This window comes from Flavobacterium aureirubrum, from assembly GCF_038739835.1.
Taxonomy (GTDB): Bacteria; Bacteroidota; Bacteroidia; order Flavobacteriales; family Flavobacteriaceae; genus Flavobacterium; species Flavobacterium aureirubrum.
This window is the reverse complement of record NZ_JBCGDO010000006.1, coordinates 41,014-57,683: the sequence shown is the minus strand read 5'-3', so window position 1 is coordinate 57,683 and position 16,670 is coordinate 41,014. Positions and strand designations below refer to the sequence as shown.

Annotated in this window: 13 protein-coding genes; 7 read left to right on the top strand and 6 right to left on the bottom strand. The window is 33.8% G+C overall.

Annotation, left to right across the window (positions count from 1 at the left end; translation table 11 throughout):
• The first annotated feature begins 100 nt into the window (after positions 1-100).
• Together WFZ85_RS06485 and mfd are read left to right on the top strand one after the other, a co-directional pair.
• Positions 101-697 (top strand): hypothetical protein, encoded by a 597-nt coding sequence (locus tag WFZ85_RS06485; protein WP_342695476.1) that lies wholly within the window; start codon positions 101-103, stop codon positions 695-697.
• A 3-nt stretch (positions 698-700) separates the two neighbouring features.
• Entirely contained in the window at positions 701-4,075 is a 3,375-nt protein-coding gene (gene mfd / locus WFZ85_RS06480; protein ID WP_342695475.1) for a transcription-repair coupling factor, read from the top strand.
• A 47-nt stretch (positions 4,076-4,122) separates the two neighbouring features.
• On the opposite strand, the gene WFZ85_RS06475 is transcribed toward mfd, so the two are convergent.
• From WFZ85_RS06475 to WFZ85_RS06465, 3 genes are all read right to left on the bottom strand, one after another.
• A complete protein-coding gene (locus WFZ85_RS06475) occupies positions 4,123-6,300 on the bottom strand; it encodes a M12 family metallo-peptidase (RefSeq protein ID WP_342695474.1) in 2,178 nt (725 codons plus the stop codon).
• Between the two features lie 80 nt (positions 6,301-6,380).
• Entirely contained in the window at positions 6,381-6,740 is a 360-nt protein-coding gene (locus WFZ85_RS06470; protein ID WP_342695473.1) for a YraN family protein, read from the bottom strand.
• Positions 6,741-6,837: 97 nt separating this feature from the next.
• A complete protein-coding gene (locus WFZ85_RS06465; protein ID WP_342695472.1) occupies positions 6,838-7,734 on the bottom strand; it encodes a S66 peptidase family protein in 897 nt (298 codons plus the stop codon).
• Between the two features lie 334 nt (positions 7,735-8,068).
• On the opposite strand from WFZ85_RS06465, the gene metG reads away from it, so the two are divergent.
• From metG to WFZ85_RS06445, 4 genes are all read left to right on the top strand, one after another.
• The gene (gene metG / locus WFZ85_RS06460) at positions 8,069-10,135 is read left to right on the top strand and encodes a methionine--tRNA ligase (protein ID WP_342695471.1); all 2,067 of its coding nucleotides are present in this window, start codon (positions 8,069-8,071) and stop codon (positions 10,133-10,135) included.
• 51 nt (positions 10,136-10,186) lie between these two features.
• Positions 10,187-10,870, top strand: coding sequence for an HAD family hydrolase (locus tag WFZ85_RS06455; RefSeq protein ID WP_342695470.1), 684 nt, complete (start codon positions 10,187-10,189; stop codon positions 10,868-10,870).
• 72 nt (positions 10,871-10,942) lie between these two features.
• Positions 10,943-11,452, top strand: a complete 510-nt coding sequence (locus WFZ85_RS06450) for a ferritin (protein WP_342695469.1) — start codon at positions 10,943-10,945, stop codon at positions 11,450-11,452.
• Between the two features lie 276 nt (positions 11,453-11,728).
• Positions 11,729-12,631, top strand: coding sequence for a histone deacetylase family protein (locus tag WFZ85_RS06445; RefSeq protein ID WP_342695468.1), 903 nt, complete (start codon positions 11,729-11,731; stop codon positions 12,629-12,631).
• On the opposite strand, the gene WFZ85_RS06440 is transcribed toward WFZ85_RS06445, so the two are convergent.
• The 3 genes from WFZ85_RS06440 to WFZ85_RS06430 form a co-directional block, all read right to left on the bottom strand.
• The gene (locus WFZ85_RS06440; RefSeq protein ID WP_342695467.1) at positions 12,624-13,103 is read right to left on the bottom strand and encodes a hypothetical protein; all 480 of its coding nucleotides are present in this window, start codon (positions 13,101-13,103) and stop codon (positions 12,624-12,626) included. The genes WFZ85_RS06445 and WFZ85_RS06440 overlap by 8 nt on opposite strands.
• A gap of 191 nt (positions 13,104-13,294) precedes the next feature.
• Complete coding sequence (locus tag WFZ85_RS06435; RefSeq protein WP_342695466.1) at positions 13,295-13,735, bottom strand: HRDC domain-containing protein; 441 nt, start codon at positions 13,733-13,735, stop codon at positions 13,295-13,297.
• Between the two features lie 18 nt (positions 13,736-13,753).
• Positions 13,754-14,086, bottom strand: coding sequence for a single-stranded DNA-binding protein (locus WFZ85_RS06430; protein ID WP_342695465.1), 333 nt, complete (start codon positions 14,084-14,086; stop codon positions 13,754-13,756).
• Between the two features lie 309 nt (positions 14,087-14,395).
• Here WFZ85_RS06430 and WFZ85_RS06425 point away from each other — a divergent pair, with 309 nt between their 5' ends.
• On the top strand, positions 14,396-16,462 hold the full coding sequence (locus WFZ85_RS06425) for a T9SS type A sorting domain-containing protein (RefSeq protein WP_342695464.1): 2,067 nt from the start codon (positions 14,396-14,398) through the stop codon (positions 16,460-16,462).
• Positions 16,463-16,670: the final 208 nt, after the last annotated feature.

The window sequence follows — 16,670 nt, the reverse complement described above, 5'->3', positions numbered from 1 at the left end:
CAATTTAAAAAATGTGTAGTAGTGCTAATTTTTATAATCTAAAATTCCTTAAAAGAATATATAGTTTTACCTTTGCACCGTTGATGCTATAACACTATCCATGAAATTCCCTTTTTTAACTTTTATTCTACTTGCATTTTGTTTCTCTTCGTGTCAAGAAGATCCAAAAATTCGTGTTTTAGAACAAGTAAAAGAAGCCAAAAAACAGGAAATAATCTTTAACAACATCGATAAAGCTTGGAATTTTAATACACAACCTGTGAACCCAACCGCAAGTGCTTTGCTTAGTTCATGGTCTGAATGGAGAGCATTTCTTAGCGAACTGGGACAAAAGCCTAAAAGCAGTATTGGTGCTTTTCAAAAAAAAGCAAAAACACTGTCAGTAAAAGCATTACAATTAAACGATAACATTCCGATAGCCTATAATTTGCCAGAAGTCAAAAGCAGAATTGCGGCCATCACCACTAAAATCAATACCATTAATTTATATCTCCATTTGAACCAAATTCCTGTTGAAAAAATCGCGAAATTAATTCAAGAGACCAATGTTGAAGTAGTAGCAATGCAGTTTCAACTCGATGAAATAAATCGCAAAAACAATATAAAAATGGAAGATGGCGAAAACGATATGCTCAAAATGTTAGACACAACAAGGGCAATCCCATCCAATGATTTAAACATAAAACCCTATAAGTAAGCTTTGAGCCAAAACGCTTTATATAACAGTTATTTACAGGCAACAAAAGTCAAACAAATAGCTGACGCACTTGAAACACCTTTGACTAAAATTCAGGTAAAAGGCCTTTTGGGTTCGTCATTATCGTTTGTTTTTCAGGCGATTTTCAAGAAAAGTGAGAAACCTTTCTTATTCATTCTTAACGAAAAAGAAGAAGCTGCTTATATTCTCAACGATTTAGAGCAAATGATTGGCGCTAATGATGTGTTGTTTTATCCAAGTTCGTATCGTCGTCCGTATAATCCCGACGCTTCGGGAGAAGAAACCGACAATGCCAATGTTTTGTTGCGTTCCGAAGTGCTGAATAGAATTAATTCGCGCAAAAAACCAGCCGTAATTGTGACTTATCCTGAAGCGCTTTTTGAAAAAGTAGTGACCCGAAAAGAACTCGACAAAAACACGCTAAAAATTGCGGTTGGCGAAAATGTTTCCATCGATTTTATCAACGAAGTTTTATTTGAATACGAATTCAAACGCGTAGATTTCATCACCGAACCAGGAGAATTTTCTGTTCGAGGCGGTATTTTGGATGTGTTTTCGTTTTCCAATGACAATCCCTATCGCATAGAGTTTTTTGGCAATGAAGTAGACAGCATTCGAACGTTTGACGTAGCCACACAACTTTCGCTAGAAAAACAAACTAAGATTACGATTATCCCCAATCTTGAAAATAAATTTATCAAAGAAAACCGCGAAAGTTTCTTAGAATACATCAGCGATAAAACCGTTTTGTGTATCGAAAACACAGAATTTTTGACTTCGCAATTGGATAAACTTTTTGCCAAAGCAAATGAAACGTTTGACAAATTATCAAAAGAAATCAAACACGCTTCGCCAGAACATTTGTTCCTAAATGAAAAAGCATTTCTGCGCCAAGCGTTGGATTTTTCTATTATCGAATTCTCCAATAAACCGTTATTCAAAACCACAAAAACGCTTGAGTTTCACATCCAACCACAACCCTCGTTTAACAAACAATTTGATTTGCTGTTGAACAATTTGAGCGACAATCATTTTAATGGTTATACTAATTATTTGTTTTGTTCCAATGAAGCCCAAGCCAATCGTTTCCATGATATTTTTGAATCGATAGACGAAGCCAATCACGAGAATATCCGCAAGCAGTATCACACCGTTGTACAACCGTTGTATCAAGGATTTATAGACGAAGAAAATCAAATTGCTTGTTATACTGACCATCAAATTTTTGAACGTTATCATAAATTTACTATCAGAAATGGGTATTCGAAAAAACAAACCCTTACGCTCAAAGAATTAAACTCACTGTCTGTAGGCGATTATGTTACCCATATCGATCATGGTATTGGGAAATTTGGCGGTTTGCAAAAAATTCAAGTAGAAGGAAAAACCCAAGAAGCTATAAAACTGGTTTATGCCGATAATGATATCGTATATGTAAGTATTCATTCGCTGCATAAAATCTCGAAATACAACGGAAAAGACGGCACTGCACCAAAGATTTATAAACTAGGTTCAAATGCTTGGAAGGTTTTAAAACAGAAAACAAAAGCACGTGTAAAACATATTGCGTTCAACTTAATCCAACTCTATGCCAAACGAAGATTGGAAAAAGGATTTGCCTTTGCGCCAGATAGTTATTTACAAAAAGAACTGGAAAGTTCCTTTATTTATGAAGACACACCCGACCAAATCACAGCCACACAAGATGTAAAAATCGATATGGAAAAAGATCGTCCGATGGACAGATTAGTCTGTGGTGATGTGGGTTTTGGAAAAACAGAAGTGGCAATTCGCGCGGCTTTCAAAGCAGTCGATAATAGTAAACAAGTGGCGGTTTTAGTGCCAACAACCATTTTGGCTTACCAACATTACCGAACTTTTACCGAACGATTAAAAGAAATGCCTGTTCGCGTAGGTTATTTAAACCGATTTAGAACAGCGAAAGAAAAAGCACAAACGTTAGAAGAATTGGCTTCGGGTAAATTGGATATTATTATTGGAACACATCAATTAGTGAATAAAAACGTACAGTTTAAAGATTTGGGTTTACTGATTGTTGACGAAGAACAAAAGTTTGGCGTTAATGTAAAAGATAAGCTCAAAACCATTGCTGCTAATGTAGATACGTTGACATTGACAGCAACACCGATACCGAGAACTTTACAGTTTTCGTTGATGGCAGCAAGAGATTTATCAGTAATAACCACAGCACCACCAAATCGTTATCCAATCGAGTCGCAAGTCGTTGGCTTCAATGAAGAACTCATTCGTGATGCGATTTCCTATGAAATTCAGCGCAACGGACAAGTTTTCTTTATCAACAACCGAATAGAAAACATCAAAGAAATTGCCGGAATGATTCAGCGATTAGTTCCCGATGCACGCATGGGTATTGGTCACGGTCAAATGGAAGGCAACAAACTAGAAGAATTAATGCTCGGTTTTATGAATGGTGATTTTGATGTTTTGGTAGCAACAACCATCATCGAAAGTGGTTTGGATGTACCCAATGCCAATACTATTTTCATCAATAATGCTAATAATTTTGGCTTGTCCGATTTGCATCAAATGCGTGGTCGTGTTGGAAGAAGCAACAAGAAAGCGTTTTGTTACTTTATCTGTCCGCCTTATTCTGCTATGACAGACGATGCTCGAAAAAGAATTCAAGCCTTAGAACAATTTAGCGAACTGGGTAGCGGTTTTAACATTGCGATGAAAGACTTGGAAATTCGCGGCGCGGGCGATTTATTGGGTGGCGAACAAAGTGGTTTTATCAATGAAATAGGATTTGAAACCTATCAAAAAATCATGAATGAAGCCATTGAAGAGTTGAAAGAAAACGAATTTAAAGAATTGTATCACGACGACAATGACGATGACACTAAAGAGTATGTAAAAGATTTACAAATTGATACTGATTTTGAATTGTTATTTCCAGACGAGTACGTCAATAGTATTTCGGAACGGTTGAATTTGTATAACGAATTAGGAACTATTAAAGACGAAGAAGGTTTATTATCTTATGAAACAAAACTAATTGACCGTTTTGGTCCATTGCCGAAGGAAGCCAAATCACTATTGAATAGCATCCGAATAAAATGGATTGCGACGCAAATGGGTATTGAGCGACTCGTTATGAAACAAGGGAAATTGATAGGTTATTTTGTTTCTGACCAACAATCGGCTTATTATAATTCTAAACAATTCCGTCAAATGTTGCAGTTTGTTCAGCAGCATGGGAACATCTGTAAAATGAAAGAGAAAGAAACCAAAAACGGATTACGTTTACTCATCACTTTCGACCATGTAAAAACGATTTCAAGAGCATTGGAATTTATGGAATTAATGAAAAAATAAAAAAAGTCTCAATTTCTTGAGACTTTTTTTATCGAAGGAAAAAGTAATTATAATTTCAAAACTTTAAAGTTCTTTTCTAGTTCGCCAAAACTCACTTTGAAGAAATAAGTTCCTGTAGAAAACTGCGAAATATCTACTGCTGTTTCCATGTCGTTTTTCTTCTGTTGGAAAAGCAATCTTCCTTCAACATTATATACTTTGACATCGGTGATTTGCGTATTACTTATCATGGCCACTCTTCCTGTTGTAGGGTTTGGATAATAAGAAAAATCAAGGTAATCAGCATCATCAATGCCTAAAGTTCCAGTACACGTAATATTTGCATTCCAACCTGCTCTTGTATCGAACGCATCAGAAACAAACTTAAAGGTAAGCGATCCATCAAACGCGGTAGAATTAAAAATCTCAGGAGTTGATGGTCCAGTTAATCCGATTGGTGTTAAAGAAGGTGAAAACTCATTGGGTCCATTATATATATATAAAAAATCATAGTCCAGTTCAAGGTTAAAGCTCAAAAAGGTACATCTAAGTTTTAAATCAGGATTGTTGGGAGTCATTGTTCTAACCCATGATTCTCTATTTGTATAATTTCCTGTTGTTCCTCCTGTATCGGTAAAAGGGACGCTTGCACAAAAATTAGATGCTTTTGTTGCTGCTATGGTTGCTCTATTTGATGGCTCAAAACCACCAGAACAAAATGGTCTAACTCTTACGCTGTAATAAGTATTAGGATCAAGTCCGGTTGCTGTAAAAGAGTTAGTTGTTACTGTATTCCATTGTGCGTTTGTAGAGGCAAATGGCGTAACAGCCACTTGCCATGAAGTTGTTGTTCCGGCATCTGACCAAGTTAAAGAAATAGAAGTTGGCGTTTCGTTTAAAATTATTATTTCAGTGATAGTATTAGAACAACTTGATGTACAATCAAAACTTAAACATGTTTTGCTATTCACATTTGCCAACATTAAGGCTGAGGGTTGTGGTCCAAAGCCTTCTGTAAAACTAATTCCAACGCCAGAAACTAAATGACAGTAACTCATAATTGTTCCTTTAACATCAGGCGCTGGAATTGGACCAACTCCACAACTTCCTTCAGGAAAACCAGCTTGAGTTCCGCAACCATCAATTGAGGTATTATTACCGTTCCATGCGCAAGCATGTGTGTGTCTAGAACCTAAAGAATGACCAAACTCATGCGCTATAACTTGTACTGTCCACGAATATGTAGGAACTGTTTCAAAACCAAAATTAACATCAGAATAACTAAAATTGTTTTGTGTACATAATGTGTTTAAAAATGCTACACCACCTAATGCTCCAGGGTCAATTCCTACTAACTGTCCTACATCGCCGTCAAAGACAACTCTGGTAGCTCGAAATGCATTAAGATAGGCAACCGAACTAGTACCAATGCCTTGATAAGGGTCTGATTCTGTCCAGATAAATAAGGATTTTAAACCTACTGTAATTCCATCATTCTCAAATAACATTTGAACATTATTAAAAACTGACGTCATCCAGTTTGTAGTAGTGGTAATACTACTTCCGTTTTGAACATATAAATCATTATCTATTTCAAAATAAAATGTCGTACATCGATCGCTATTCACGTTATTACTGCCTATTTCATTTTTTTGAAATGGTGCATCGTCTTCACTAAAATGGCAATCAAAATCATTCAAAACTTTCATTTTAGCATCAGAATAAACAATGTAATCCATATAATTATTAAGCTTTTGCAATTTACCAATCACTAAATTTCCAAGTGATCGGCTTGAAATTATTCCATTAAATTCGCCGTTGAAAAAATTGAAAGATGAAACAGAGTTGGTCTCTCCTTTTATAATTCCTCTGTAATAAACTCCTTTTTGATAACTGCTATTTTTTCCTTTGTCAGTATCCACATGAAATCCTTCGGCAAACGGATTTACTTTATAAAGAAGCACTTCAATATTTTGGTTTTGATAAGGAATTTCAAGTTCAATAGTTTCATATTGATTAGAAACTATTTCATTAACTTTTAGTAAATTAATGGTAGCCAATGTAGCGCCATCTACTACTTTGTTCACGTCTAAATTAATCGTATTCTGGGCAACTGACAACACAGAAAACGGCTTAAAATCAGCTTTTAAACTCTGTAGTTCAGAAACTTTTGTGGCTAACTTATTTTGTGCTATAAAATGACTTACACAAAGTAATGCTGATAACAGTAGGTATTTTTTAATCATGATACATAATTTTATACATTGTAAAGTTATTGAAATTCAATTTTAAACAATTTTTTTTTAAAAATTTTAAGAATTGTTTTTTAAAAATAAAAAAAGGCATCTTCGAGATATTCGATTTTAAATTGGTTATTTTCTTTATAAACTGAGATAATATCAAAGCGAACCTCAACTTCTAAATCATTTGAAATTACATATTCATTTACTGCTTTTACTAGTAATTGAATTTTTTTTGGTTTCACAAAATCTTGTGGCAATCCAAAATCTACTGTTGAACGAGTTTTAACTTCAATGATAGCGAGAACAGTTCCTTTTTGGGCTATAATATCGATTTCCGCTTTTTGAAAAACCCAGTTAGTTTCTAAAATGTCATAACCATTTTTTTGCAGAAATTGCACAGCCATTTCTTCTCCTAGTTTACCAAGTTCGTTGTGTTCAGCCATTTTTAGATTGTTAGACTTCTTAGGTTGTTAGACTTCTTAGATTGTTAGACTTCTAGATTATCTAAAAATCTAAAATGTCTAAGCCAGTCTAAAATGTCTATTCAAAAGTTACTTTACTTTTTTCAGCAGTTACTTCCATCGTGATTTGTTTCCCGAAAATCAATGCGCGATTGTCTCGAATATGTCCGGCAGGAAAATTATAAATCACAGGAATATTCAATCCTTTAACTGTATCTTCTATAATTTCCAAAGCATTTCTTCCCCATGGAATTTCGTTGTCTTTCATATCGGTCATTCCGCCAACGATGATTCCTTTTAAACTGCTTAAACAACCGTTTCGTTTTAAGTTCATCATCATTCGGTCGATATGATACATGTATTCATCTAAATCTTCGATGAAAAGAATTTTGTCTTCGCAGTCAATGGCTGATTCTGAACCTAACAAACTGTATAAAATCGATAAATTGCCTCCAACTAATTCGCCTTTGGCTTTGCCAACATGATTTAAAGCATCACAATCCAATTCGTATTCCAATTTATCGCCAAACAAAGCGGTACAAAGTGAATTTTTGGCGTCATCGGTTGCTCTTGCTACACTTACTGGCATAATGCCGTGTAGGGATTGAAAACCCATTCGGTTTAAATGGCTGTGTAAAACGGTTACATCGCTAAAACCAATTATCCATTTTGGGTTTTGTTTGAATTTGGTAAAATCGAGTTTATCAATAATTCGAACGGTTCCATAACCGCCACGAACACACCAAATGGCTTTGATATTTGGATCGTCCAATTGTTCCTGAAAATCTTCCGCACGTTGTTCATCGGTTCCAGCTAGTTGATGGTGAAATAAACCAATTGTTTTGCCAATTGTTACTTTCAAACCCCAACCTTCAAGCATGTCAATGGTTGGTTTTAAATTGTCCTCAACGTTTTTTCGAGCGGTAGAAACTAGAGCCACTGTGTCTCCTTGTTTTAAAAATGGTGGTGTAATCATCTTTTTTTGGGAATAAAGTTGGATTGAGAGTATAGATAATAGAAAAAAGAAAATAGATTTTCTCACTTTTGGGTTATAAAAAATTGTAGTACAAATATAGTTATTGTTATGTTTTCTACAATTTCTAGCCCAGATTGAAATGGAAAGCATTTTGAATCAACAAGCACATTTTTCTTTTTTAAAAAAGCGACCAACGGAAGCTCTTTTTAAAAAAATTTGAAAAATGGCTTGTTGGGAAAAAATCTTGGAATGGAAAGCTGGAAATTGCTTTAAATAAAACTCATAAACAATCGATTGTAATGCTTATTTTTGCAAATTATATACGAAAATTACAATGTTAGAAAACCCAAAAAGATATACAATTACAGCTGCATTGCCTTATACAAATGGTCCGATTCACATCGGTCATTTGGCTGGCGTTTATGTGCCAAGCGATATTTATGCGCGCTATTTGCGACTGCAAGGAAAAGATGTGGCGTTTATGTGTGGCAGCGATGAACACGGCGTTGCGATATCGATGAAAGCCAAAAAAGAAGGCATTACACCGCAGGAAGTGATTGATAAATACGACGGAATTATTAGAAAATCGTTTATTGATTTTGGGATTTCGTTTGATAATTACTCGCGAACTTCGTCTAAAATTCATCACGATACAGCACAGGAATTTTTCAGAAAATTGTATGACAACAACGATTTTATTGAAGAAATTACCGAACAATTGTATGATGCCAAAGCCGATCAGTTTTTGGCCGATCGATTTGTGGTTGGAACTTGCCCAAAATGTGGCAACGAAGAAGCTTATGGTGACCAATGTGAAAAATGTGGTTCGACGCTAAATGCGACCGATTTAATAAATCCAAAATCGACAATTACTGGTGAAACTCCAATTTTAAAATCGACAAAACACTGGTTTTTACCTTTGGATAGATACCAAGATTTTTTACAGAAATGGATTTTGGAAGATCATGCTAAAGATTGGAAAACGAATGTTTTAGGTCAGGTAAAATCTTGGTTGGACGACGGATTGAAACCGCGTGCAGTAACCCGAGATTTAGATTGGGGAATTGACGTTCCGGTGGAAGGTGCAGAAGGAAAGAAACTATATGTGTGGTTTGACGCGCCAATTGGATACATTTCGGCAACCAAAGAATGGGCTGCAAGAGAAGGAAAAAATTGGGAAGATTACTGGAAAAAAGACGATACTAAACTGGTTCATTTTATAGGCAAAGATAACATCGTTTTTCATTGCATTATTTTTCCTGCGATGTTAAAAGCCGAAGGAAGTTATATTTTACCCGATAATGTTCCAGCAAATGAGTTTTTAAATTTGGAAGGAAACAAACTTTCGACTTCTAAAAATTGGGCAGTTTGGTTGCACGAATATTTACAAGATTTTCCAGACAAGCAAGATGTTTTGCGCTATGCATTGACAGCAAATGCTCCAGAAACTAAGGATAACGACTTTACTTGGAAGGATTTTCAGGCGAGAAATAATAACGAATTAGCGGCTGTTTTTGGAAATTTCATCAATCGTGTGGTCGTTTTAACTAACAAATATTACGACGGAATTGTTCCAACGCCAAATGAATTTACAGAAGTCGATGAACAAACTTTAGCCGAATTAAAAGCATATCCAGCGGTGATTTCATCCTCAATTGAGCGTTACAGATTTAGAGAAGCGCAAGGCGAAATGATGAATGTTGCGCGTTTAGGTAATAAATATTTAGCCGACGAAGAACCATGGAAAATGGTGAAAACTGATCCAGAACGAGTGAAAACACAAATGTATGTAGCTTTGAAAATTGCTTCAGTTTTAGCAACATTATGTGAGCCATTTTTACCGTTTACTTCTAAAAAATTGACTAAAATTTTAAACGTTGAAGTGAACGATTGGAATTTGGAATTTGAAAATTGGAATTTAACATCTGCTGGTCACCAAATTGGCGAAGCAGAAATACTTTTTGCCCAAATTGAAGATGCCGAAATCCAAAAACAAATAGACAAACTCGAAGCGACGAAAGTTGCGAATAGAGATGAGATTTCCGCCTTCGCGGAAACAAGCCCACAAAAAGAAACGTCAACATTTGAAGATTTTTCGAAATTAGATTTACGTGTTGGAACCATTATTGAAGCTGAGAAAATGCCAAAAGCCAACAAACTTTTAGTATTGAAAGTCGATACAGGAATTGACGTTCGAACGATTGTTTCGGGAATAGCAGAACATTTTTCGCCAGAAGAAGTAGTTGGAAAACGTGTTACGGTTTTAGTGAATTTGGCACCAAGAGCATTGCGTGGCGTTGAAAGTCAAGGAATGATTTTGATGACAAACAATGCTGAAGGCAAATTGGTTTTTGTTAATCCAGATGCTGATGGTGTGAAGAATGGAGCAATTATAAGTTAATAAAACCCTGCGAGAGTTTTGAACTCTCGCAGGGTTGAAAAGAAAAAACAAATGAACCCAAAAATAATTGCCTTTGACGCCGACGATACTTTATGGCACAACGAACCTTATTTTGACGAAGCGCAAGCCAAATTCTGTGAACTATTTGCCGATTATACTTCCAATCAAGAAATTTTACAACTGATTTTAAGTCATCAGGTCAAAAATCTTCCATTGTATGGATTTGGAATTAAAGCATTTACACTTTCTATGATTGATTCTGCTTTGGAATTAACCGATCATCAAATATCAGGACAAGGCATTCAAAAAATCATTGATATTGGCAGAGATTTATTGCAAAAACCCGTTGAACTTTTACCAGAAGTGGAAGATGTTTTAAAGCAATTGAAAGGAAAACACAAATTGGTTGTTGCCACCAAAGGCGATTTGAAAGACCAACACCGAAAATTACACGACTCTGGAATTGGACATTATTTTCACCATATCGAAGTGATGAGCGATAAAAAAGAATTGGATTATGAAAAAATGCTGACCCGTTTGGATAGTAAACCTGATAATTTTATAATGATTGGAAACTCTTTAAAATCGGATGTTTTACCTGTTTTGAGTATTGGTGGTCATGCAATCCACGTGCCTTATCACACGACTTGGGAGTATGAAAAAATAGATTTTGAAATCGTTCATCCTAATTTTAAAGCCGTTTCTTCGATTAATCAAGTCTTAGACTTAATATAAATTGTAGTTTTAACATTCTTTTACAATTTGATTATAGGATAAAAGAAGTAATTTTAACAAAAAAAAGAAATTATGTTACAAGCAAATATTGAAAAAGCATTAAATAAACAAATTAGAATAGAAGCTGAGTCTTCACAAGTTTATTTATCAATGGCATGTTGGGCAGAAGTACAAGGACTTGAAGGTGTGGCTCAATTTATGTTTGCGCAATCTGACGAAGAAAGACAACACATGCTAAAACTAGTTAAATATGTAAACGAACGTGGTGGACATGCTCAAGTTACTGATTTAAACGCGCCAAAAACTACCTACACTACTTTTAAAGAAATGTTTGAAGAATTATACAAACACGAATTGTTTGTTTCCAATTCCATCAATGAGTTAGTTCACATTACTCTTGGTGAGAAAGACTATTCTACTCACAACTTCTTGCAGTGGTATGTAGCCGAACAAATTGAAGAAGAAGCGCAAGCCAAAACAATTTTAGACAAAATTAATTTGATTGGCGAAGATCGTGGTGGTTTGTATCTTTTTGATAGAGATATTCAACAAATTGCAGTAGCAAGTACACCAGCCGTTTAAACGTTAAATTTTTAATATTTTTATTTAGAATATTTAAAAATAACTATATTTGTATCCGATAAAATCGGATGTTTTGAGCAAGAAGGAAAAAGACAAAAAGAAGAAAAAAGACAAGAAAGAAGCGCTTAAAAGAATAAAAGTTGCCGAAAATTGTAAGTCTAAATGTTGTGAAAAATACAAGAAAAGTGAAAATAAGCGTTGTTCACGATGTCCAATGTTCGATCTTTTCAAAAAATAATAAATTACTAATTCCCTCAATAAAATGAGGGTTTTTTTATGCTAAAAATTGCTTATCATCCTCTTTATAAACATCCATTACCTGAAGGACATCGTTTCCCGATGATTAAATATGAGCTTTTACCACAGCAATTACTTCATGAAGGAACAGCTCAAAAAGATGACTTTTTTGAACCATCAATCCCTGATTTAGACTTGATTTATGCGGTTCACGAAAAAAACTATGTTGACCAATTGTTACAACTTACGCTAGATGCACGTGAAGTTAGAAAAATAGGTTTTCCCCTTTCAGCAGCTTTAGTTGAACGCGAACTTCGCATTGCAAACGGAACCATTCTTGGAACTGAATTTGCACTGCAACATGGCGTTTCTTTTAATATTGCCGGCGGAACGCATCATGCTTATACTAATCGCGGCGAAGCGTTTTGTTTATTAAATGACCAAGCAATTGCTGCTCAATATTTACTAAACACCTATCATTTTAAAAAAATATTGATTATCGATTTGGATGTCCATCAAGGAAATGGCACTGCCGAAATTTTTAAAAACAACGCGTCTGTTTTTACTTTTTCGGTTCATGGAAAATCAAATTATCCGTTTAAAAAAGAAGTTTCTGATTTGGATATTGCTTTAGAAGATAACACTTCAGATACAGCTTATTTGAATTGTATTAATTACCATATTCCAAACCTAATAGAAACTTTGCAGCCTGATTTTATATTTTATCTTGCTGGTGTAGATATTCTTGAAACGGATAAATTAGGTAAACTCTCGTGCACAATTGACGGTTGTAAAAAAAGAGACGAAATTGTACTTTCATATTGTTTTAAAAATCAAATTCCTGTCCAAGTGAGTATGGGTGGCGGTTATTCTCCCGAGATAAAAACCATTATTGAAGCTCACGCCAATACGTATCGAATAGCGAGTTCAATATTTAATTGATGAATGTCCAGTTTGCGCCGTCACTGATAAAAATAGTCGTCTTAGAAGCGTTGTTGTGAAACATTTGTAAAGGTTGAGCCGTCGCGTTGAAGTTATCTTTTGCAAATAAACCTCCACCAGCAGTAAAAATAAAAGCGGAACAACAATTTGAAATATTCCTTACGATATATATTCTACCTGGAACTAACGCTGCGTTTGGCAATTGAAAATCATTTGCACCACTTGCTCCTAATGGTGTTATCGAAATATATACGCCATCATTTATCGCAGTTCTTGCAGGACCGACGCTTCCAACTAATGGTCCCGATCCAGGAACCAACGCATTGAGAACACCTATCTCTTTAACATTCAAATTTCCATTAATATCCAAAGTACTTAATGGATTAGTTGTATTGATACCTACTTGTGAAAAACCAAAATTGACAGCACAAACAGCTGTTATTGAAATCAATAAAATCCTAGAAAATCTCATGTTTTGATATTTTGACAACCTAAAAATAACTAAATTGTTAAACAACTACTACTTCTCCGTTGCAAAACAGCTACCGAAAACGTTTTCGTGTTGACAACTTATTGGTTTTCTGCTAAAAAGGTTTCGATTTTTAGAATAAAAAAAGCGACAAAGTCAATACTTTGTCGCTTTTCAAGTTTTAGAAAGAATTGTTAGTACTGTTTTAGAACTGACATAATTTCAGCGCCGTACTTCTCTGCTCGTGCTGCTCCAAAAGTTGAAATTAAACCTAATTCAACAATAGTTTTTGGATTATGTTTAGCTATTTCAAGCAAATGAGAATTATGACAAATTCTAAATGCTGACCAATTCAGTTTTTCAGCCAAATCATTTCTCCAACTTCTTAATGCTTTAAAAATTTTAAGCTCATCAGAAGATAAATCGTCTAGTTGTAACTTGTTTTCAGATTTCTGAGATTTCACGGACTTTGGTTGATAAAAAACAGCTGCCGACCAATAATCAATAGTTCCAGTTGTTACAAAATTAGTTGAAGTGAGTTTAACTTCTACAGAGTCTAAAAACTCATTCATTTTAGCTTGATCATTTTGACAATGTTCTTTGCTTAATCGAATATTAAATACCTTGATATTCATGATTAGTCGCTTTAGAAATTACTTCCCTAACAAAAGAATGTCATTCGCTACAATTTCTGTAACATAACGTTTAACTCCATCTTTGTCAAGATAATCGCTGTACGTTAGTTTTCCTTCAATGCAAATCTCTTTTCCTTTAGTAACATATTTTTCAATAATGTCAGCAACTTTTCCCCAAGCTTTGACTTTGTGCCATTGTGTGTCTTCTACTTTCTCACCTTTGGCGTTGGTGTAATAATCATTTGTTGCTAAAGTTATGTTAGCTACTTTTTTTCCTTCTCCAAAAGTTTTTACTTCTGGTTCTTGTCCTACGTGTCCAATTAATTGTACTTTGTTTTTCATTGCATTCATGGCGTTTAAATTTAAAATGTTATTGTTAAAATATTTTGTTTTGTTGAAATTCACAAAGTCATTGCATTTGATTTTTGAAATTGCTATTGAAATTGTTTCCTTCCGACGATGCAAAGTTGTGGCAAGTTCAAAACGTTATTCGGTTGTTAGTCGTTTACTTTCGTTTGTAAATGTTTGTTGTCGTTTTTTGCGTTGATTTACAGATGTTTGTGATTTTTGTAAAATGAAATTTTTTTTGGTATATTGCGGTTATAAATGAGTTAGGCAACATGCAGAAATTTTGCAGAAAATATGACATACAAATCTAAAATGAAAGAAAAAATCACTAAAAAATTATTGCCAAATAGAAAAAGAATATTTCTAATTTTATTTTTATGTTCAGTATTTAATTTATATTCTCAAAATCCTTGGGAATTGTTAAATCCTAAACCTTCATATCAAAACGGCATGGATATTCATTTTATATCAAACACAAATGGTTTTATTATGAACGAATCTCAATTGTTAAAAACAACGGATACTGGCCAGACATGGGTGGTAGCACAACCATTAATTTATGCAAAAGATATTAATTTTAAAAACTCTGTAGGTTTCATTGTTGGACTATCTGGTTATGTATTAAAGTCTATTGATTATGGACAAACATGGGTTCAGATAAATACAACCTTTAGTTATGCATATAATAGTGTTACAATAATTGATGACAATAATATAATATTATCAAGTAATAACAAGATTGTAAAAACAACTGATGGTGGAATTACATGGACAAGTATATCGGTAACAGGTTACCCATCAATAGTTAAGACATTTTTCACTTCTACTCTTATTGGTCATGCAGCATGCAATCAAGGAAAAATATTAAAAACAATTAATGGAGGTATAAATTGGTATGTTACTGAAACTGTTAGTACAATTCCATCAAATTTCTTATCATTATATTTTATTAATGAAAATATAGGATTTGCCACCAGAGAACATGATTTGATGTTTAAAACTATAAATGCTGGAGAATCTTGGACTGAAATACCAAGTATTAACCAAAAAATGAATTGTATTCACTTTTCAGACCAAAATAATGGCTTTACAGCAGGTGAGGATGGTTTTATTTATAAAACGAATGATGGAGGAAATACTTGGACATCCGCAAGCTATGTTGCAGGAAATGGATATTCTACTTATTTTGGAGTTTACTTTTTAGATAATAACACTGGATTTGTTTGCGGTGAAAGAGGAAGGATAGCAAAAACAACTAATGGAGGAATCACTTGGTCAGAATATTCACCAACATATAATGATATTAAAAAAATTCAATTTAAAAGTAATAATGTGGCTTATTCATTAATTGCCATAAATGGTAATTTTTTAAAAACAATAGATGGTGGTAGTAGTTGGCAAATTGTTGGTTCTCTTAATCAATTTGGTAATGATTTTGATTTTGTAAATGAAAATATTGGATATGCTACAACTACAGATCATGGTAGGGTTTATAAAACCATAAATGGTGGTTTAACATGGTTAGCAACCAATAACAATATTCAAGTTTTAAATGATGGTTACAATTCTAAAGTTTATTTTTATAATGAAAATATTGGTTTTGCTATGGGTGGTTTCAATTCTACTCGAACTTCAAAAACAATTAATGGTGGAAATACTTGGCAACAAATTGCAAACCACACCTTTTCTCAACTTAATTTTTTAAATCCAAGTATTGGATTTGGACTTTATGGTGGTTTGAACAAAACTATAGACGGTGGTTTGACTTGGACACTAAAAGGAACTGGAATAAGTGCATATCATGTCTTTGATGAAAATACAATATATGCTGTTGGTAATAATACTTTTAAAAAAACAACAGATGGAGGAACAACTTGGCAATCAACAAATTTAACAAATTCTGGAAATTATACTTTCATGAAGTTTTATAATAACCAGATTGGCTATATGATGAGAGATGATTCTACAATTTTTAGGACTCTTAACGGTGGACAAACTTGGTTTTATTTAACTAACTTTTTTGGCATTAACCATTTTGACTTGTTTGATACTAATTTATCTGTTTCAGGCAATGGAGGAGTTATTTTTAAAAGTAGTATACCTGCATCACTTGACTTAGAAAATTATACGGAAGGAAACAATTTCATTATATACCCTAATCCCGCATCAGAAATTATTAATATTCTTTTCAAAGAGAATATTGAAGTTTCAAGTATTTATTTATATAACTTTTTAGGTGAAAAAATATATTATTTAGACAAAATGGAAAATACAAATCAGATTTCAATTGATAGTAATAGTTTTTCAAATGGGGTTTATTTTATTAATGTTAAGTTTAAAAATGGAAAAACTGAAAATAAAAAAATTTTAATAAAATAAGCACGATTGCCTAACACACGTAGCTGTTGCGCAACCTCTCTTAAAAACTATCCCGAAGTTTCGGGATCAAAATAAGTATTAAACCAACCTCGTTTAAGATGATTTAAGCGAGGTTATTTTCTACATTAAAGTTGTAGTTTGTAAAAAATAATGCGCTTAAAAACCCGAAGCGTCGGGATGTTGCATGATTAAAAATAAGAAAAATATG